Genomic DNA, 19,660 nt, shown 5'->3' with positions numbered 1-19,660 from the left:
TATGATCTAATTATGATGTTGATATATTTTTGCCAGTACCTTTTCATTGATAGTCACCGGATATTTCTTATGTAAAGTCTCTACCCATTGTTTCTCGAGGTCGTCCTGATAGTCAGCTATGACCAATGTCCGGACATCGGTGTAAGTCTCAGGTCCCTTCTTCATCTTCTTGCCGTACACCACTTCGTAAGGATACCCCTTCATCGTTTGTACCGGCACATTGTCCTTGAATATTTTCCGGTCAATCGCCGCGTTTTCGCCCCGTCTGAATATTCCCTTTTCGAAACGTACCTGAGCGTCTGAACCAACATTGAATGTCTGCGCCAAGATCTGCTCCCAGTCCTCAAAAGGCTTATTCTTCAAGCAACGCTTGACCTGACCGACCTCCTTCTCATCTTTCACATAGCAGACGATGCCTTTGAATCGAGGCTGAGACCATCTGTATTTTTTCTTGTTTTCCTTGAAATATTCGGCCAGATTCTTTTCATTATTCAGAGTTTGGTTCCCGATAACCCTATTTCTCATTTCAGACAAAAGCAGACCGTCATGATATGCCTGTCTCTGATACTGCAAATCTTTATCCGCAGGGGCCTCCGCACTCTCTTTGAGATCGCCGGAGGTCTTTCCGGTTTCGATGACCGTATCTGCAAGTTGATGATCTATCAATTGTCCCCGGAGATGACTCGCTTCCTCGAACCGGGCAAGATCGGATTTCACGGAATCGTAAGGAAGGAAAGAGCGCTTAGCCCTCAAGAGTATGATGTGATAACCCAAGGGAGACAAGACGGGGTGACTGATCTCACCCACTGGCAAATTCCAAGCGGCATCTTCAAACTCAGAGAGCATCTGCCCCTTTGCTATCCACGGCAAATCCCCGCCATTAAAAGCTGAGGCGCTGTCTCCTGAGAACCTGCGGGCCAAGTCAGCGAAAGATGCGCCATTCTTCAAAGCCACATAGATGGAGTCAGCGAGCATTTTTGCAGTTCTCTGCTGCATATCCGACGCCCTCTGCCCTAAAGGTATCAGGATCTGAGCGACTTTCACTATACCACCGTTATCATCAATCCGTTGCCGGATAGAATTGTAAGTTCTGAGCGTCTCCCTTTCCACATCATCCGTATTCCGGGATGAAGAAGAAGTTTTCTCGCCAGTGCCGAAATCCGTTACAAGACGTCTGAACGATGGAAGGGTATCGAGGCGAGCATCCAGTGCCGCTTGTATTTTCAATTTATAGTCGATAAAGAGCGGGACAAAATCCTTTAGACCCTTTTTGTCAACCGACCCTTGCGGATAATTCCTGTTGTAAGAATATTCCAATTCTGAGCGGTGTACCGGGTGCCCGGCTATTGTCATCACAGTCGGATCATCCTGAGCTCCGGCTGACATTCCCGTAAGAAGGAAAGCAGCCATTAACAACGCATGAACCCCTATCATGACAACAAACTGTTACTTTTAGTCCATTTCGTCAGGACGACTGTAGTTCGGAGCCTCACTGGTAATCGTGATATCATGAGGATGACTCTCCAGAACGCCGGCATTGGTGATGCGTGCGAATTTAGCATCATGGAGTTTCTGGATAGTACCAGCTCCACAGTAACCCATACCCGAGCGGAGTCCACCTACAAGTTGATAGATGACCTCCTGCAGTGTTCCCTTGTAAGGCACACGTCCTGCGATCCCTTCAGGAACAAGTTTCTTGGCATCTTTGATGTCGTTCTGGAAATAGCGGTCCCTGGATCCGTTCTTCTGCTCCATAGCCTCCAGAGAACCCATTCCCCGATATTCCTTGAATTTACGTCCATTAAATATAATTGTATCGCCGGGAGACTCTTCGCAACCAGCGACCATCGATCCAATCATCACGCAGTTGCCACCTGCAGCAAGAGCTTTAGTCACGTCACCGGAATAACGGATGCCACCGTCAGCTATCAATGGCACGCCTGTACCCTTCAAGGCAGAATAGACATCGTATACGGCACTCAACTGTGGGACACCGACTCCGGCAATGATACGCGTTGTACAGATAGATCCCGGACCGATGCCGACTTTCACTGCATCAGCGCCATGATCCACCAGGAATCTCGCAGCATCGCCTGTGGCAACATTACCCACTACCACTTCGACATTGGGGAAAGAAGATTTCACACCTTCCAGTTTTCCTACAACACCTTTGGAATGTCCGTGAGCGGTATCAATGACAATAGCATCGACACCAGCCTCCACGAGAGCCTGCACACGTTCCAGGGTATCTACGGTAACGCCTACACCGGCTGCCACACGTAAACGGCCCTTCTCATCCTTACAGGCCATCGGTTTATCTTTTGCCTTGGTAATATCTTTATAAGTAATCAACCCCACAAGGTGATTGTCATTATCCACAACCGGCAATTTCTCAATCTTATATTTCTGCAAAGTTTGTGCAGCTGACTTCAGGTCAGTTTGTTGGCGGGTGGTTACCAGATTCTCTTTAGTCATCACGACGTCGATCTTCTTGTCCATTTGCTTCTCAAAGCGAAGGTCACGATTAGTGACAATTCCCACAAGATGATTCTCCTCGTCTACCACAGGAATACCGCCAATATGATATTCATGCATCATGCCAAGGGCATCTTTCACTGTCTTTCCTCTCCGAATGGTTACAGGGTCATAGATCATGCCGTTTTCAGCACGCTTGACAATAGCCACTTGGCGAGCTTGCTCTGCTATCGACATATTCTTGTGAATCACGCCGATTCCACCTTCACGGGCAATAGCAATAGCCATAGCTGATTCTGTTACGGTATCCATTGCTGCCGTCACAAAAGGAACATTCAAACTGATGTGGCGAGTGAATTTTGTCTTTAACACTACCTCCTTTGGCAATACTTCGGAATAAGCGGGTATCAACAGGACGTCGTCAAAAGTAAGACCGTCCATTACAATTTTATCTGCAACAAATGATGACATATATAGTTTAAGAAATTTATTGCGTGCAAATATACCAATAATTTTTCAGATAACTCCTGCCTTTCGTGAATTTCATTTCCAATTAAAGCAATTTAACCCAACAATAAATCCGACTGCTCACCCTATCCAACAGCCTCTGTAATAATCAGCTCACGGAAGAGTGATTTTCAGAGCGCATCATCCCAATGATGTCCTATTCCAACACGATGAAATCAGGAGACCATTCCGGGATCATGTCCCTCTGCAAAAGGTAAAATTCCTGATCTAAAAAACACGACAAGAAACGAGTTCTTCGGCATAAGGTTAGAATGAAAGGAAAAAGATTAGAAAAAGACAAAAGTGCTGCATTTGAATCAGTTGACAGTACCGCCATTATGGCAAACAACTTAAAGGAAAGACTCCGAAACGACACGAGAACAGTTTCTCGAAAGATGGACCTTGAACAACCTTACTCAACTCCGTAAAAGACAGCCCTTCTTAGTTTCGAGAAAGGCGGCGTCTTGTTTCGAGAAAGAGAGGTCTGACTTTCTCGAAACGATGACCTCCTCTTTCGAGAAACTACGACAACCTCTGTTTCAATGACTTTTCAGGTCATAACCATTACTGAATGACAAACTGTCTTCTACCTTTGTAAACGCAACTGAACATTCTTTCCGAAAGGGTTTCAGAAAGAATGTCCTTCCTATAAAAACATAAATGACAAGCAAAATGCCTGTCATTCCTAAAAAGATTCAGATAAGGATCACTATATCAGAGTTGTAGAAGAAGGCGCACTAGGAGAAATATTCTTCCGGTGCTCCTGATTCCGAGAAATCTTCCCCGCAAGGCAAGCTCTTTTCAGTTGGCTTGCTCAGACAGGAATTTTATACGTACCAGTCGGATTTCATCCTCGGTATAGTCATCCCCTAGTTCCTCCATTGCCGCATTGAGTTCATCCGTTTCACTATTCATGAAATAGTCATAGATATCATCTATGCGGTCATCGTCCATGACGTCATCAATGAAGTAATCGATATTGATTTTAGTACCGCTGAACACGATCGCCTCTATCTCGCTCAAGAGATCGTCAAATTCCAACCCTTTGGCCCTGGCAATCTCGTCAAGAGGGATCTGGCGGTCGATGCTATGAATGATATTCACTTTCAGCATGCTCCGCTTGACAACAGTCCTGACGCGCAGTTCTTCCGGCCGCTGAATATCATTTTCCTTACAGTAACTCTTGATCAGATTACAGAAGTCCTTCCCGTAATGTTTCGCCTTTCCGGCTCCGACACCTTGGATCTGCTGGAGTTCTTCCAAATCAACCGGATACATTGTCGCCATCTGTTCCAAAGAGACATTCTGGAAAATGACATAAGGAGGTACACCCTGCTTTTCGGCCTTCTCCTTTCGAAGACCCTTCAGCATCGCAAACAACTCAGGATCAAGTGCTGCAGTGGCACTATCCCCGGATTCTTCTTCATCATCTCCATCGCCATAATCATGATCCTCGACGATCATGAAAGACTTGGGATGAGCAATGAACCGCTTGCCGGCAGCCGTCAGTTTCAAGATGCCATAACTTTCCACATCTTTTTTCAGATAGCCAGCCAGCAAGGCCTGTCTGATCACCGGATTCCAAAGGCTCTCCTTGATATCCTCTCCCATGCCGAACTCCTCGAGTTGGTCATGCTTGTGAGAGACCAGATTGTCTGTTGCACGTCCTCTGACGAAATCGACGATATAATCCTGGCGGAAATTCTCTTTCAAGGCTTTCACGGCTTTCAGCACAATCAGCAACGCATCTTTGGCTTCTATCTTTTTCTTCGGATGGAGGCAATTGTCACAGCTGCCACAGTTATCCTTGGGATAGTCCTCGCCAAAGTAATGGAGCAGCATCTTCCGGCGGCAGACAGAAGACTCGGCATAGGCGGCAGTCTCCTGAAGGAGTTGTCTCCCGATATCCTGTTCTGCCACAGGTTTACCTTCCATGAATTTCTCCAGTTTTTTCAGGTCCTTCTGTGCATAGAAAGCGATGCAGATGCCTTCACCGCCATCGCGTCCTGCCCTGCCTGTCTCCTGATAATAACCCTCCAGACTCTTCGGAAAGTCATAATGGATGACAAAGCGCACATCAGGTTTATCTATTCCCATACCGAAAGCGATCGTAGCCACGATGACATCGATCCTCTCCATCAGAAAATCATCCTGAGTCTTGGAACGGGTAGAAGAATCAAGGCCTGCATGATAAGGAGCAGCCTTGATGTCATTGACCTTCAAGACCGCAGCAAGTTCTTCGACCTTCTTTCTGGAGAGGCAATAGATAATGCCGCTCTTTTTAGGATTCTGCTTGATGAATTTGACGATCTGACTGTCAATGTCACTCGTCTTAGGGCGCACTTCATAATAGAGGTTCGGTCTGTTGAAAGAGCTTTTGAATTCTTTTGCTCCGGTAATCCCCAGAGTTTTCAGGATATCCGATCTGACCTTGTCCGTAGCCGTCGCCGTCAAAGCGATGATAGGAGCACGGCCGAGAATATCAATGGCTTTACGGATGTTCCGGTATTCAGGGCGGAAATCATGTCCCCATTCCGAAATACAATGAGCTTCGTCTACAGCATAAAAAGAGATTTTCACTTCTTTCAGAAAAGCGAACTTCACTTTTTTCACGACTACCGTATTCCCATTCTCGTCCTTTTCATCCTCTTCTTTAAGCAAAGATTCAGGAGCCACATACAAGAGTTTCGTAATCCCGTTGAGGACGTCGTTCTTGACTCTCTCCACTTCCGACTTATTCAAAGAAGAGTTCAGATAATGGGCTACACCTTCTTTTTCACTCATTCCATTGATCACGTCGACCTGATTTTTCATCAAGGCGATAAGTGGTGAAATGACAATAGCCATCCCATCCATAATCAAGGACGGGAGTTGGTAACACAAACTTTTCCCTCCGCCGGTAGGCATAAGGACAAAAGTATCGTTTCCTGCTATGAGGTTCCGGATAATCGCTTCCTGGTCACCTTTGAATTTATCAAAACCAAAAAAGCGCTTTAACTCTACTGTAAGATTAACTTTTTTTTCCATATAACAAGCTGACTCATTCTATATGAGTAGTTTTATTATTTCCAAATCATCATCAATAGGGAAGAATAGGAATCTCTGATATCGTATTCTCCTTCAACTTACCAAATATCTGACAAAGTCTTGATGATCTATCAGAAAACATTTTTATATAACAGCCTTTATCAATTGACATTAACCACATCTGTTACGATGCCGCTACAACTTAAATAAAGCAAAGATAGCACAACACTTCTCAGTTTTCTACATCTCTACGATTGAATATAATCCTCTAAAAAACAGTATCGAATCCAACTGTCCAACACCTGAGTCCTCCAATAGATTTCAAATACCTGACACTTCGCTTATGATCATTTGAAGTTCAGAGAATTCTCCATGAAATCAAAGAACGTATCCTCAGCATCCAACCAGTTTATTGCTTTACTTATGGCACTGTCTCTTGCGAATACGGACAGCATTGCCTGATATTTTGCGGGATGTCCAAACAACTTCACGGTCCACCTGCGTCATCGTTTCGAATCTGCTTCTCGCTGTGCCGGATAACTTTCACAGAAGGCAAAGACCTCAATTCAACCGCAACTCCTACATTCCGATTGTCATTTGAAAGCAGTCCCGGGACTCCCGATACGAGTCCAGTTTACTCACTTCTTTCTAAACGAAGATATTATCTTTCCAGCCAAGTTTTTCATACGTTATCTCTCAACTTTGCAATCGAGGGACATAAAGGTATAAAAATAATTTGATTCGAACAAATTTATCGTATGTTTTTAATTTATTTTATTGATATTCAATCGGTTACAATCAACTCTCCCATAAGATTGAATCAGGATATGGCTTTCACCGTTATCCCGAAATGAATATATTAACAGGTTCCAAGATCTCTGTCCCTACAGCCCCGATGCTCAAGCCTTTTCCTCCCTCTTAATTTTCAGGCTGAGCGCAGAAGAGATTTCGAGAACTGGGACTTGGCATATTCCAAGGTCACTTCAAACTTCTTCACTTTCTTGGAAGGGATTTCAAACATGGCATCCATCATAATGGATTCGACGATTGAACGGAGTCCACGTGCACCTAATTTAAAGTCAACTGCTCTGTCAACGATGAAATCGAACACCTTCTCATCAATAACCAGATCTATACCATCCATCTTGAAGAGTTTGATATATTGCTTGATGATTGAATTTTTCGGTTCTACCAATATCCGTCTCAGTGCGACCCGGTCCAGAGGTTTCAAGTAAGTCAATACCGGCAACCGGCCGATAAGCTCAGGAATCAGTCCAAAGGACCGCAAATCCTGAGGCCGGATGTACTGCATCAAGTCCCCCTTGTCGATTTTTCTGGTATTCTGGACAGAATTATAACCTACAGTATGGGTATTCAACCTCTGGGCTATTTTATTCTCGATACCGTCAAATGCGCCCCCACAGATAAACAATATATTCTTAGTATTGACATGAATATATTCCTGATCCGGATGCTTCCGGCCGCCCTGAGGCGGCACATTGACCATCGTACCTTCAAGCAATTTCAGCATACTTTGCTGAACACCTTCACCGCTTACATCACGTGTAATGGAAGGGTTATCGCCCTTTCTGGCAATCTTGTCTATCTCATCAATAAAGACAATACCCCGTTCGGCAGCTTCGACATTATAGTCGGCCACCTGAAGGAGGCGTGACAGGATGCTCTCGACATCTTCTCCCACGTATCCAGCTTCCGTAAACACAGTAGCATCTACGATTGTGAAGGGAACATCGAGTAGTTTAGCGATCGTGCGCGCCAATAGCGTTTTGCCGGTCCCCGTACTTCCGACCATGATGATGTTGCTCTTTTCGATCTCTACACCGTCATTGTCCGCAGGTTGCTGCAAACGCTTATAATGATTGTAAACGGACACTGACAAGTACTCCTTTGCCTCGTCCTGTCCGATGACATACTCGTCAAGGTATTTCTTTATCTCTTTAGGTTTGGGCAACTTCTTCAGATTCAAAGGTTGTTGCGCCTTGCTGTCGGAAGTGCTCTCGTCTTTCAAGATACCTGTCTCTTTGACAATATCATAAGCCTGTCGGGCACAATCCTCACAAATATAACCGTTCAAGCCCGAGATGAGGAGTTTGACCTCATCTTCAGACCTTCCGCAAAAGCTACAAACTTTCTTAGGCATAATTATTCTTTCTTCTCCTCTTTCTTTTTCTCATCTTTCTTAGGCAGGAGGACCTTGTCTATCATGCCATAGTCTTTTGCTTCTTCTGCATTCATCCAATAGTTACGGTCACTATCTTTCCAGACTTTATCAAAAGGTTGATGTGAATGATTAGAGATAATAGTATAAAGTTCTTTCTTGAACTTTTGGATTTCCTTTGCTTCGATCTCGATATCCGAAGCTTGTCCCTGAACACCGCCCAACGGCTGATGAATCATGACACGGCTGTGTGCCAAACCTGACCGCTTGCCTTCTTTTCCGGAGACCAACAGGACTGCAGCCATTGAGGCGGCCATGCCCGTGCAAATCGTAGCCACATCACTGGAGATAAACTGCATCGTATCATATATGCCAAGGCCTGCAGTCACACTTCCGCCGGGACTATTGATGTAAATGGATACATCTTTCCCCGGATCAGAAGAATCCAAATAAAGCAGTTGTGCCTGCAAAGTGTTTGCGGCATAATCATCTATCTCTGTCCCCAAAAAGATGATACGATCCATCATCAAGCGTGAAAAGACATCCATTTGGGTGACATTCAACTGACGTTCCTCAAGAATATAAGGATTCAAGTATTGCTGCTGTGCCTTGACGACATCGTCCAGCACCATGCCATTCATATTCAGTTTCTGTGTGGCATATTTCCTGAAATCGCTTTTTACGTCCATCAATTTTCCTTTCTTATTTATTAGACAAATAAAGGGAGGGATCATTCGATCTTCCTTCCTTCTTTCTTACTATTACAACAACCTCTCCTCCTTTTTTCAGGAACGTTCATCCTTCCCTTTTCAGAAATCAGACGACTAATCGAGGTTCTATTCTAATTCTAAGTCATTTGTTGTCCCCTTCTGCAGCGCTCTTTACAACTTCTTAGGAACCGGCAAATGGCTTTTCTCTTCAACTGTTGCAAATAAAAAGGGTTATCGCCCTTCCTTCTTTCCTTCGTAGAAACAAAGATAGGAAAAAAAGTCGATAACCCTTTATAAAAAAAAGTTTTTTTTCTTAAATATTATTATTTGCTCATCATCTTATTGAAATCGTCCAAAGAGATTTCCTTGGGATCCAACTTGACAACTTTCTTCAGAACCTCAGTCAGTTTTCTATCGACTGTACGGTCGACAAGCGCATCGCTGTTTTGGTTCTTCTTGAGCATCTCGTCGGCATAGTTGTTGATGTACTCTTCCGGCACATTATCCATACCATACTGAGCAAACTGTGCACGGGCTGCCTCCTTGGCTGTTTCCTTCACATCCTGCTCCTCTACCTTGATGCCGTTGGCTTCAACCAATTGGTTCTTGATCAATTGCCAGGTAAGTTGCTTGATGCTCTCATCATAGTTCTTGTCGACAAAAGCCTGGTCCTTATCTTTGTTGTTAGCCAGCATAATTCGTTTCAGGAGGGCATCAGGATAAGCCAGTTTACCGACTTTCTTCTCACAATGAGCCCGCACATCCTGAATAAATTTATAATCAGCATCCGTAGCCAACTGAGCCTTGACGCCTACGGCAATCTTCTCACGGAATTCCTTTTCGTCCTTCACAGTACCCTTTCCGAACACACTGTCAAAGAGTTCCTGATCTACAGGATGCTTGACAAAGCGTTGGATCTCAGATACCTGATAAGTGACGTCATTAGTGTGGTCCTTGACGTCTTTGCGATCTATCTTCAACAGTGAAGACACCTCTGTATCATTATCCGGATAAGCTTTTCTCGGATTGAAGGTGATCACATCACCGAGTTTGACATTGTCAAAAAGTTTCTTTTGGTCTTCTACCTTGATGTATTTCGGCATGATGACTGCTCCGTCAAGAGATATGCCATTCTTCAGGGCATTACCCTTCTCATCAAGTTCTACCAGATGACCTTTGAGCATATCACCGTCTTTGTATTCCTTTGCCTGCTCATATTTGCCTGACCGGGAAGCGAACATATCCACTTGTTGGTCAAGCAGTTTATCGTCTACAGTGATATTATAGTATTCGATCTTGTCCCTGCCGGTGAGAGCTATCTTAAACTCTGGAGCTACGGCTATATCAAAAATAAAGGTATAAGGAGGTTCTTTAGACAAATCCTGAGGCTTCTGCTTGTCAGAAGGAAGAGGTTCACCCAACATCTGTATTTTATTATCCTTTACATACTTGTAAATCTGATTCCCCACAAACTTGTTGATAGCGTCTTCTTTCACAGCAGCACCGAACTGACGCTTAATCAGTCCCATAGGTACCATTCCAGGACGGAATCCTGGTTCTTTTGCACGCTTGCGATAGTCCTTCAGTGTCTTCTCGACATCAGCTTTGTAATCAGGCTCTTCAACTGTCAGTGTCAACAAACCATTGACATTGTCGGGATTTTCAAATGAAATTTTCATTTCTGATGTATTTGTTTTTAATTAATTATGCAGCAATAGGAGTGCAAAATTACGCAATATTAGCGAATATTCCTAATAAAAGGTGAAAAATTTGTTTTTTTTACCATTCAGGATAACGCCTTATTTCTCTGACTCTTCCTCTGCTTCCTCGTCTTCTTTATTAGGTTTAAAACGACGGTAAACGAAATTCTCGCTAAGATAATTTTTACGGACTACAGGATTGACAGCCAGTTGCTCTGGCAATCCCTGAAAAAGTATACGGCCTTCAAAAAGGAGGTAAGCACGGTCTGTGATGGACAGTGTCTCCTGCACATTATGGTCAGTAATCAGAATGCCGATATTCCTGTACTTCAAGCGCCACACGATATGCTGGATGTCCTCGACGGCAATAGGGTCAACGCCTGCGAACGGCTCGTCCAGCATGATAAACTTAGGGCGAATGGCCAGGCAGCGTGCAATCTCTGTACGGCGGCGCTCACCTCCTGAGAGGCGGTCACCTTTATTGTACCTGACCTTAGTGAGGCGGAATTCCTTGATCAAACTCTCCAACTCTGCGAGTTGTTGCTTATGGGAGAGTTTTGTCATTTCCAAAACGGACATGATATTATCCTCCACACTCATCTTCCTGAAGACACTGGCTTCCTGAGGCAGATAGCCAATGCCGGCACGCGCACGTTTATATACCGGATAATCGGTGATTTCCTTGTCGTTCAGGAAAACATGACCTGCATTAGGACGAATAAGTCCGGTGGTCATATAGAAAGAGGTCGTTTTACCGGCTCCATTAGGTCCGAGAAGACCGACAATCTCTCCTTGCTTGACATTTATCGTCACTTTATTCGCTACCGTACGCTTGCCATATCGCTTCACCAACCCTTCGGTCCTCAAGACTGACCTTTGTAAAGTTTGGGCGCTCTGCTGTCCGAAATCGGGGGTCTGTGGAGATTCCATCCGACCCGCATCCATATTATTCATAATATCCTATATTTAAATGCAAAAATACGAAAAAAGGATAGAATAAAGTGGTTAATTTTAAAAACTCTCCATAATATTGCAGTTTTTTATTAGAATTTGGTTACTTTTGCATACAACAAACGTTTGAAAATTCATATATGATATTATTCAAGTGGCTGACAACATTTGGCAAATACCTGATGCTTATGGGAAGATCTTTCACTAAGCCGGATAGAATGCGGATGTTCATGAAAAAGTATGTCAAGGAGATGCAACAACTGGGAGTGGACTCCATAGGTATTGTGTTGCTGATCTCCTTCTTCATCGGCGCCATGATCTGCATTCAGATCAAAGTCAATGTTCAAAGTCCTTGGATGCCTCGCTGGGTATCAGGGTATGTGACCAGGGAAATCATGTTGCTTGAATTCTCCTCTTCCATTATGTGCCTGATTCTGGCAGGAAAGGTAGGTTCCAATATCGCGTCTGAATTGGGGACGATGCGGGTCACTCAGCAAATAGATGCCCTCGACATTATGGGTGTGAACTCTGCCAACTATCTGATATTGCCTAAAATATTAGGACTCATGACCATCATGCCGTTCCTGGTCATCTTTTCCTCGGCAATGGGAATAGTCGGTGCCTACGGTACTGCCTATATCGGGCATATTATCTCTCCCGATGACCTGACACTTGGCATTCAACATGCTTTCAACGAGTGGTTCATTTGGATGAGTATGATAAAAAGCCTCTTTTTCGCTTTTATTATCACCAGCGTTTCTTCCTATTTCGGATTTACAGTAGAAGGAGGTTCCGTAGAAGTCGGAAAAGCAAGTACGAATGCTGTCGTGAGCAGCAGTGTGCTCATCCTGTTCTCAGACATTTTCCTGACACAGTTGCTTTCTTAATTCTTAAAGCTCGAGTTTATGATAGAAGTTAAAGATCTAACAAAGAAATTTGACGGCAAGACCGTTCTTTTCGATATCAATACAACTTTTGAGACTGGAAAGACTAATCTGGTCATCGGGCAAAGTGGCTCAGGAAAAACTGTGCTCATGAAGAGCCTTGTAGGGTTACTTAAGCCTACCACGGGTCAGGTGCTTTATGACGGGAGGGATTTTGTCCAAATGGGCAAGCGAGAGGTTGCAATGATGCGGCGGGAAATGGGAATGATATTTCAAGGTGGAGCACTGTTCGATTCGCTGACAGTACAGGAGAATGTGCGTTTTCCTCTAGATGTATTCTCTAATAAGACTCTTCGTGACCGTGTCAAACGCGCTGAAGAATGCCTGGCTCGCGTCGATCTTCTCGATGCAGAAAACAAATATCCTTCGGAAATCTCCGGTGGTATGCAAAAGCGTGTGGCGATAGCACGTGCCATCGTCATGAATCCCAAATACCTTTTCTGTGACGAACCTAACTCAGGACTTGATCCCAAGACCTCTATTGTCATCGATAAACTTCTTTCGGGTATTACAAAAGAGTATAAGATGACAACGATCATCAACACTCACGACATGAACTCTGTCATCAACATCGGTGAAAACATCTTGTTCATTTATCAAGGGCACAAGAACTGGCAGGGGACTAAGGACCAAATCATGGACAGTACCAATAAGCATCTGAATGACTTGATTTTCGCTTCTGACTTGTTTAAGAAAGTGAAAGAAGTAGAAACGAATGAAGAATGAACACCATTCTTCAGGATAGCATAAAACTCGCCTTGCCCTTCAGCCTGACGTTTCAAAAGCGACAGTAAAAGAGCGGTATCTAAACCGCTTCATCTATGAATAAACCTATAGAGACAGTAGTTGATCCCAAACCTACTGACTTTGCTTGTTCTAATATTTCAAAGTCATCTCATCATCCATTTTCCTTTGTGCTCTACCATTGGGACGAGTATATTCTCTTGTGAGCCGTCCCCATAATAGAATTTCAGGAAAACGTTGTCCGTATGAGATGCGGTATCTATCTTGGAATCTCCGACATCAATCTTCTTTATTCCCTGATGAAGTGAGTCCTGCGTGTAAATGAACATTTTGGCATTTGCAACCAACTGCTCATGCAGGACCTTAGGAATAGGATAAGCATGATAGGTACCATTCACGAAATCATTAGCTTTTCCTTTCAGAAGCTGATCATAATAGCCTTTGGCCGTGATGGCAGCCATCTCGGAAGGATCTATTTTTCGGTGGCATCCCAATAAGGATACCACCAAAGTACAACCTATAAAAAAGAAAGTAAATCTTCTCATTATTTCTGACGGATGAAAACATTTATCGGACAACCATGCATAGACCAATGCTCCCGGATCTGATTTTCCAGATAACGGCGATAGTTCTCTTTCACATACTGTGGAAGGTTGGCATAAAACACGAACGAGGGGATCTGTGTGTCAGGGATCTGTGTGCAATATTTGATCTTGATATACTTTCCCTTGATGCTCTGTGGGGGATTTGCCTCAATGATCGGAAGCATCACCTCATTCAGTTTCGAAGTACCGACATGTATCTTACGGTTCAAGTAAACTTGCTTGGCGGTCTCAAGGACTTTGAATATATGCTGCTTGGTGAGCGCAGAAGCGAAAATGATGGGGAAATCCACAAACGGCGACATGCGCTGATAAATTGCATTTGTGAAAGTATCAATCACGGTTTTGCTCTTATCTTCTACCAAATCCCACTTGTTCACGACAACGACCAAAGACTTGTTGTTTTTCTGAATCAACTGGAATATATTCATATCCTGTGCCTCTATGCCTTTGGTCGCATCCAGCATCAGAATACACACATCACAATTCTCAATAGAGCGAATAGAACGCATGACTGAATAGAATTCCAAATCCTCGGTAACCTTATTCTTCTTTCTGATACCTGCCGTATCTACAAGATAAAAATCAAAGCCGAATTTCGTGTATCTTGTGTAGATGCTGTCACGCGTCGTGCCGGCAATATCGGTCACAATATTGCGGTCTTCGCCGATCATTGCATTGATCAAACTGCTTTTCCCTGCATTAGGACGACCTACAACTGCAAATCGAGGTATATTTTCTTCTACCTTCTCTGCAGGTATGGTTTTCAGTTTCTGCAAGACCAAATCCAGCAGATCGCCTGTTCCGCCACCTGTGGCAGCACTGATACATTGCGGTTCACCCAGACCAAGTTTATAAAATTCGGCAGCTTCATAATAGTCTGCGCTATTGTCTACTTTATTAGCAACCAACAGGACCGGGACCTTACTGCGCTGCAATATCCTGGCTACATCTTCATCCCAATCTGTCACACCCGTTTCTATATCTACCAAGAAGAGAACAAGGTCAGCCTTCTGAGTTGCGACAAGGACCTGTTTGCGGATAGCGCCTTCAAATACGTCTTCCGAATTGGCCACCCAACCTCCGGTATCGACAACGGAGAACTCTACACCATTCCAATCACATTTGCCATACTGACTATCTCTGGTTGTTCCCGCCTGATCACTCACAATGGCACGACGGGATTGTGTCAGTCGGTTGAAAAGAGTTGACTTGCCTACATTCGGCCGGCCTACAATTGCTACTAAATTTTCCATTTTCTGTTTAATTTCTGAAGTTATACATTCTTCGGTCCTCCCTGTCTGATTCCGTGTATTAGGGCAATCGGATATTCTAGACAAAGAAAATTAAACCCTCTTTGCATTCAGGGCTATTCCTAAATATTTTTAGAAGTCTGTCATTGCACGCCCTTCTCTATTTGGGATTATACCCAAACAGATCCAGTTCATGCTGAGAACTTCTCCAATCTTCATCGACCTTGACCAAGAGTTCCAGAAAAACCTTTTTTCCGAAGAACCTTTCCAAAGCCATGCGAGATGCTGTCCCTACTTTCTTTAACGCCACGCCCTTATGACCTATTACTATTCCTTTCTGCGAATCCCGCTCAACATAAATCACGGCATGAATGTGAATGATCTTTGCCAATTCTTTGAATTCATCTATGCGGACTTCCACTGAATAAGGGATCTCTTTATCATAATAAAGCAGAATCTTCTCACGGATGATTTCACTGACAAAGAAACGTGCAGGTTTATCCGTGAGCTGATCTTTATCAAAGAAAGCCGGATTCTCAGGTAACAATTCCTTGATGCGCTTGAGGAGGATATCTATGCCAAACTTGTTCGATGCTGAGATGGGAAGAATTTCGGCATCGGGTAAGAGTTTGTGCCAATGCTCGACGATTCCATCGAGAACTTTTTGGTCAACTAAATCAATCTTATTAATCAGAAGCAATACAGGAATAGTCATTTTCCTGACCTTCTCAAGAAAACTCATATTCTTCTCCGGATCTTCTACTACATCTGTCACATATAAAAGAATATCCGCATCTGCCAAAGCCGATTCAGAAAAGGCCAGCATATATTCCTGCATCTTATAATTCGGCTTCAAGACACCCGGAGTGTCCGAAAACACAATCTGGCAATCCTCATTGTTGACGATTCCCATAATCCGATGGCGTGTGGTCTGAGCCTTGAAAGTGGCTATCGAAATGCGCTCTCCGACGAGTTGATTCATCAAAGAACTCTTTCCCACATTGGGATTGCCAACTATATTTACAAAACCTGCTTTAAACATAAGTTTCCTTTATTGACTGTTTGACTTTCTTATCCTTATAAGTTTTTATCAACAAGCAAAATCAAACACCTAAATTGCTCAATCATCCTGTCTGCTATTGCAATCACAAAGCCCAAACGATGACTCTGATCTTACACTATCCAATAAAAAAACGCACCTTCCAGTTAATGAAGAAAGATGCGCTTTTCTTACTTTACTAATTTTCTCATTTCTTTGTCGGTGCTGCAACATTTGCTCCGTCATAAGCCCATTTATAGTAAGAAGCGCCGTGTACAAATCCGGCACCAAAAGCTGTAAATATAATATTGTCACCCTTCTTGAGTTTGCTTTCAGCATCCCAAAGAGCGAGAGGAATCGTAGCAGAACTCGTATTCCCATAATGATCAATATTGACTACAGCCTTTTCCAAAGGAACGCCTGCACGACGGCAAACTGCCTCGATTATACGGTAATTGGCCTCATGAGGAACAACCCATTGGATATCATCAGCCGTCAGATTATTGTCTTTCAATATCTTCACGACATCATCACTCATATCTGTCACAGCATAACGGAATACCGTACGGCCTTCCTGATAGATATAATGCAACCGATGATCAACTGTGAATCGAGAAGCCGGACAAACGGAACCACCTGCTTTCATATGCAAGAAAGGAAGTCCCTTTCCATCTGTACGAAGGAAAGAATTCTGAAGTCCAATGCCCTCTTCTTCTGTACCTTCGATCAAGGCAGCGCCAGCGCCATCGCCAAAGAGCGTACAAGTTGAGCGGTCTGTATAATCGACTACAGAAGACATCTTATCTGCTCCTATGACAATAATTTTCTTATAGCGTCCGCTTTCTATCATCGTTGCCGCAATATTCAACGAATACAAGAAACCGCAGCAAGCTGCGGAGAGGTCAAACGCAAAAGCATTTTTCAGACCAAGTTTTCCCAATACAATCGAAGCTGTAGAAGGAAAAGGATAGTCCGGTGTTGTCGTAGTGACAATCAGTGCATCAATCGTATCAGGATCTACACCGGTTTTTTGGAGTAATTGCTTGGCTGCCTTACGAGCCATATAACTCGTACCCAAGCCTTCTTCCGTCAGAATTCGACGCTCTTTGATTCCCACGCGAGATGTTATCCATTCATCGTTGGTGTCTACCATCCTGGACAATTCCTCATTCGTGAGGATATAATCTGGGACATAGCCACCTATACCGGTGATTATTGCGTGAACTTTTCCCATTATTCAGCTGCTTCTTTTACAATCGCAACTTTACCACGATAATAACCACAGGTAGGACAAACTTTGTGGTATTCATAATAAGCGCCGCAGTTCGGACATACTGCTAATGTTGGAGCGACTGCCTTATCATGAGTTCTTCTTTTAAGTCTACGTGCTTTAGACTGTCTACTTTTAGGATGTGCCATAATACTTAAAATTTTAATGTTTTAATTTCTTTTCTTCAGTTTTTTCAGAGCTGCCCAACGGGGATCAATGTCGATTTCAGAATCTCCATCACCCCTACTTCGGGTAGTAGAAAGTTCCTTAAACTTTTCTATCATGACAGGGTTGCATTTTCCAGGTTCATGCACGTGCCTAATAGGAATATTGAGAACTATCGTTTCATAAATATACCACGAAATATCGAGTATACCTTTATCTTCATCTACTATTACAAGATCCTCATCTTCAGAAAGACCTTCTCCGAATTTTGCCACTAATTTACTTGCTGTATCTATTGGCTGATCCATATCATCCAAACAGATATCACAAGGAACACATACAAAGCCCTTGATTTTGAAATGGAGTTCAAATAGATTATCTACCCTATAGACAGATAGATTAACATCTAAATTTCCACGGTGCACTTCCGTTGCATCTATTGCTTGAAAGTACTCATTACCAAGCTTATACGTAAAGATTTTCTCACCCTCACCTAAAGCTCTCAGGTCAATATGAAATGGCGTCAAACTATACATAGGTACAATTTACGGATTGCAAAGTTACGAATTATTTCTGATATAATATAATTTTCACCCTAAAAATCAATGTTTTTAAGTATTCACCTCAATTAGTTAAAACTAAAAAGTTATACCATGCATTTCCAACTTTTAACCTTTATACGTTTTTGTTAGGATGACTATGCTTTATCTCATCATCAAGAAGCTCACATTATATTTTCAATACCATTCATGTAATATAATATGATGCCTAAATGGAGAAGAATCGCAAATCACCAAGATTAATAACTGAACTGTGCTTCTTATAATAATTGTCGAGGGTACTGCACCCATACACCAATGTTATAAGGCATAAGCATGGACAACATCAACCTTGTAATAATTGCCGAATGTACTGCCCTCCATACTCCAATATGGTACGCATAAGCATGTGCACATCAACCTTGTAATAATTGCCGAATGTACTGTCCTCCATCCAGCAGAAATCTGCCAGACTTTTAATGCTTACCTCGTGGCTATCAAGGCAATTCTTTTAAAAAAGCACTGAACTCAGCCGTAACATTGGTTCCGTCGGCTACCAGTTTCCAATTACGGCTGTAACTTTTACCTGTCAACTTATCCTCCCAACGGCGGCGACGGACTTTGAGGTAGACTGTATGGTCGCGGACAGGAAAGTCCGTCACGACTATCTCAGGGTAGAAACCTTTCGGAACCAGTGGAAGATGGGATAGGTCGTCAGGAATCGAGGGCTTCTCCTCCAGACAGAAAATGTAATACGAGCCCATATCGGCATAGTCAGTAAAGTCAAAATAATCCAACATACCCTTCGGTAGGAACAGGGATAGAATGGATTTATAGTCTGTTGTCTTTTTGCTTTCCATGCTACAAAGATAGAAAATTATCAATAGACTCTTACGTTAAATCCCCAAGATTATATACCTACTATGTCTTTTAGCTTTATATCCTGCAAAGATACGCATTTACCGGAAGAATATAACATGAAATTCCAAGATTATGGCCTGACCCGTTAATCCAGGGAATGAAACAACCACTCCGCAAGCCCTGGTCCTGACATGAGCCGGCGGCACAAAAAAGAGGGCCCCGGAAGCATTCCTGCCTCCGGGGTCCTCATCTTCAGTCCTTCTAGTTTTCTTTTTAAAAGGAGGCGGCTGCCTACTCTCCCGCATTGCATTGCAGTACCATCGGCGCAAGTGGGCTTAACTTCTCTGTTCGGAATGGGAAGAGGTGGGACACCACCGCTCAAGCCACCTGGTTTGGCGTTGACATATCTTCTACACAATCAGGAACACCGCTTTTCTATGCTTTGCCATCTGTTTATTTACTATCCCATCACTCGGAAAGATTTCGGGCAATTAGTAGTGCTCGGCTTTGGCGTCGCCGCCTTTGGACCTGCACCCTATCAACGTCATCGTCTCTGACGGCCCTCTATGGAGCTCTCATCTCGCGGCTGGCTTCGCACTTAGATGCTTTCAGCGCTTATCCTGCCCAGACTCGGATACCCGGCGATGCGCCTGGCGGCACAACCGGTACACCGGAGGTCTGTCCGTCACGGTCC

The 19,660-nt window shown here is 43.6% G+C and carries 16 protein-coding genes and 2 rRNA genes; 2 read left to right on the top strand and 16 right to left on the bottom strand.

Annotation, left to right across the window (positions count from 1 at the left end; translation table 11 throughout):
• Positions 1-6: 6 nt before the first annotated feature.
• The 7 genes from NG821_RS05010 to lptB form a co-directional block, all read right to left on the bottom strand.
• Positions 7-1,410 carry a peptidylprolyl isomerase gene (locus NG821_RS05010; RefSeq protein WP_252760563.1) on the bottom strand — a complete coding sequence of 468 codons (1,404 nt, stop codon included), beginning with the start codon at positions 1,408-1,410 and terminating at the stop codon, positions 7-9.
• A gap of 42 nt (positions 1,411-1,452) precedes the next feature.
• Positions 1,453-2,946, bottom strand: coding sequence for an IMP dehydrogenase (guaB, locus tag NG821_RS05005; protein ID WP_252760562.1), 1,494 nt, complete (start codon positions 2,944-2,946; stop codon positions 1,453-1,455).
• Positions 2,947-3,783: 837 nt separating this feature from the next.
• Entirely contained in the window at positions 3,784-6,009 is a 2,226-nt protein-coding gene (gene recQ / locus NG821_RS05000; RefSeq protein WP_252760561.1) for a DNA helicase RecQ, read from the bottom strand.
• A 925-nt stretch (positions 6,010-6,934) separates the two neighbouring features.
• Positions 6,935-8,170, bottom strand: coding sequence for an ATP-dependent Clp protease ATP-binding subunit ClpX (gene clpX / locus NG821_RS04995; RefSeq protein ID WP_252760560.1), 1,236 nt, complete (start codon positions 8,168-8,170; stop codon positions 6,935-6,937).
• Between the two features lie 2 nt (positions 8,171-8,172).
• A complete protein-coding gene (gene clpP, locus NG821_RS04990; RefSeq protein WP_252760559.1) occupies positions 8,173-8,877 on the bottom strand; it encodes an ATP-dependent Clp endopeptidase proteolytic subunit ClpP in 705 nt (234 codons plus the stop codon).
• A gap of 344 nt (positions 8,878-9,221) precedes the next feature.
• Positions 9,222-10,577 (bottom strand): trigger factor, encoded by a 1,356-nt coding sequence (gene tig / locus NG821_RS04985; protein ID WP_252760558.1) that lies wholly within the window; start codon positions 10,575-10,577, stop codon positions 9,222-9,224.
• A 120-nt stretch (positions 10,578-10,697) separates the two neighbouring features.
• Entirely contained in the window at positions 10,698-11,528 is an 831-nt protein-coding gene (lptB, locus tag NG821_RS04980) for an LPS export ABC transporter ATP-binding protein (protein WP_252760597.1), read from the bottom strand.
• 161 nt (positions 11,529-11,689) lie between these two features.
• Here lptB and NG821_RS04975 point away from each other — a divergent pair, with 161 nt between their 5' ends.
• Both NG821_RS04975 and NG821_RS04970 read left to right on the top strand, forming a co-directional pair.
• A complete protein-coding gene (locus NG821_RS04975) occupies positions 11,690-12,436 on the top strand; it encodes an MlaE family ABC transporter permease (protein ID WP_252760557.1) in 747 nt (248 codons plus the stop codon).
• Between the two features lie 18 nt (positions 12,437-12,454).
• On the top strand, positions 12,455-13,219 hold the full coding sequence (locus NG821_RS04970) for an ABC transporter ATP-binding protein (protein ID WP_252760556.1): 765 nt from the start codon (positions 12,455-12,457) through the stop codon (positions 13,217-13,219).
• A gap of 164 nt (positions 13,220-13,383) precedes the next feature.
• Here the strand turns inward: NG821_RS04970 and NG821_RS04965 are convergent, their stop codons facing one another.
• From NG821_RS04965 to NG821_RS04925, 9 genes are all read right to left on the bottom strand, one after another.
• The gene (locus NG821_RS04965) at positions 13,384-13,782 is read right to left on the bottom strand and encodes a hypothetical protein (protein ID WP_252760555.1); all 399 of its coding nucleotides are present in this window, start codon (positions 13,780-13,782) and stop codon (positions 13,384-13,386) included.
• A complete protein-coding gene (gene der, locus NG821_RS04960) occupies positions 13,782-15,095 on the bottom strand; it encodes a ribosome biogenesis GTPase Der (RefSeq protein ID WP_252760554.1) in 1,314 nt (437 codons plus the stop codon). The genes NG821_RS04965 and der overlap by 1 nt, the downstream gene beginning before the upstream one ends.
• Positions 15,096-15,252: 157 nt before the next feature.
• Positions 15,253-16,134 carry a GTPase Era gene (era, locus tag NG821_RS04955; RefSeq protein WP_252760553.1) on the bottom strand — a complete coding sequence of 294 codons (882 nt, stop codon included), beginning with the start codon at positions 16,132-16,134 and terminating at the stop codon, positions 15,253-15,255.
• 205 nt (positions 16,135-16,339) lie between these two features.
• Positions 16,340-17,365 carry a beta-ketoacyl-ACP synthase III gene (locus NG821_RS04950; RefSeq protein ID WP_252760552.1) on the bottom strand — a complete coding sequence of 342 codons (1,026 nt, stop codon included), beginning with the start codon at positions 17,363-17,365 and terminating at the stop codon, positions 16,340-16,342.
• Positions 17,365-17,550: a 50S ribosomal protein L32 gene (gene rpmF / locus NG821_RS04945; protein ID WP_252760551.1), complete on the bottom strand. Its 186-nt coding sequence runs from the start codon at positions 17,548-17,550 to the stop codon at positions 17,365-17,367. The genes NG821_RS04950 and rpmF overlap by 1 nt, the downstream gene beginning before the upstream one ends.
• 21 nt (positions 17,551-17,571) lie before the next feature.
• Entirely contained in the window at positions 17,572-18,102 is a 531-nt protein-coding gene (locus NG821_RS04940) for a YceD family protein (protein WP_252760550.1), read from the bottom strand.
• Between the two features lie 500 nt (positions 18,103-18,602).
• Entirely contained in the window at positions 18,603-18,965 is a 363-nt protein-coding gene (locus tag NG821_RS04935; RefSeq protein ID WP_252760549.1) for an ISAon1 family transposase N-terminal region protein, read from the bottom strand.
• 279 nt (positions 18,966-19,244) lie between these two features.
• Positions 19,245-19,357 (bottom strand): 5S ribosomal RNA (gene rrf / locus NG821_RS04930).
• A gap of 80 nt (positions 19,358-19,437) precedes the next feature.
• Positions 19,438-19,660, bottom strand: a 23S ribosomal RNA gene (locus NG821_RS04925); the annotation flags it as partial.

Source organism: Segatella cerevisiae, from assembly GCF_024054555.1.
In the GTDB taxonomy this organism is placed as follows: domain Bacteria; phylum Bacteroidota; class Bacteroidia; order Bacteroidales; family Bacteroidaceae; genus Prevotella; species Prevotella cerevisiae.
Note: the sequence above shows the minus strand (reverse complement) of the source record. Positions and strands in the feature narration are given on the sequence as shown.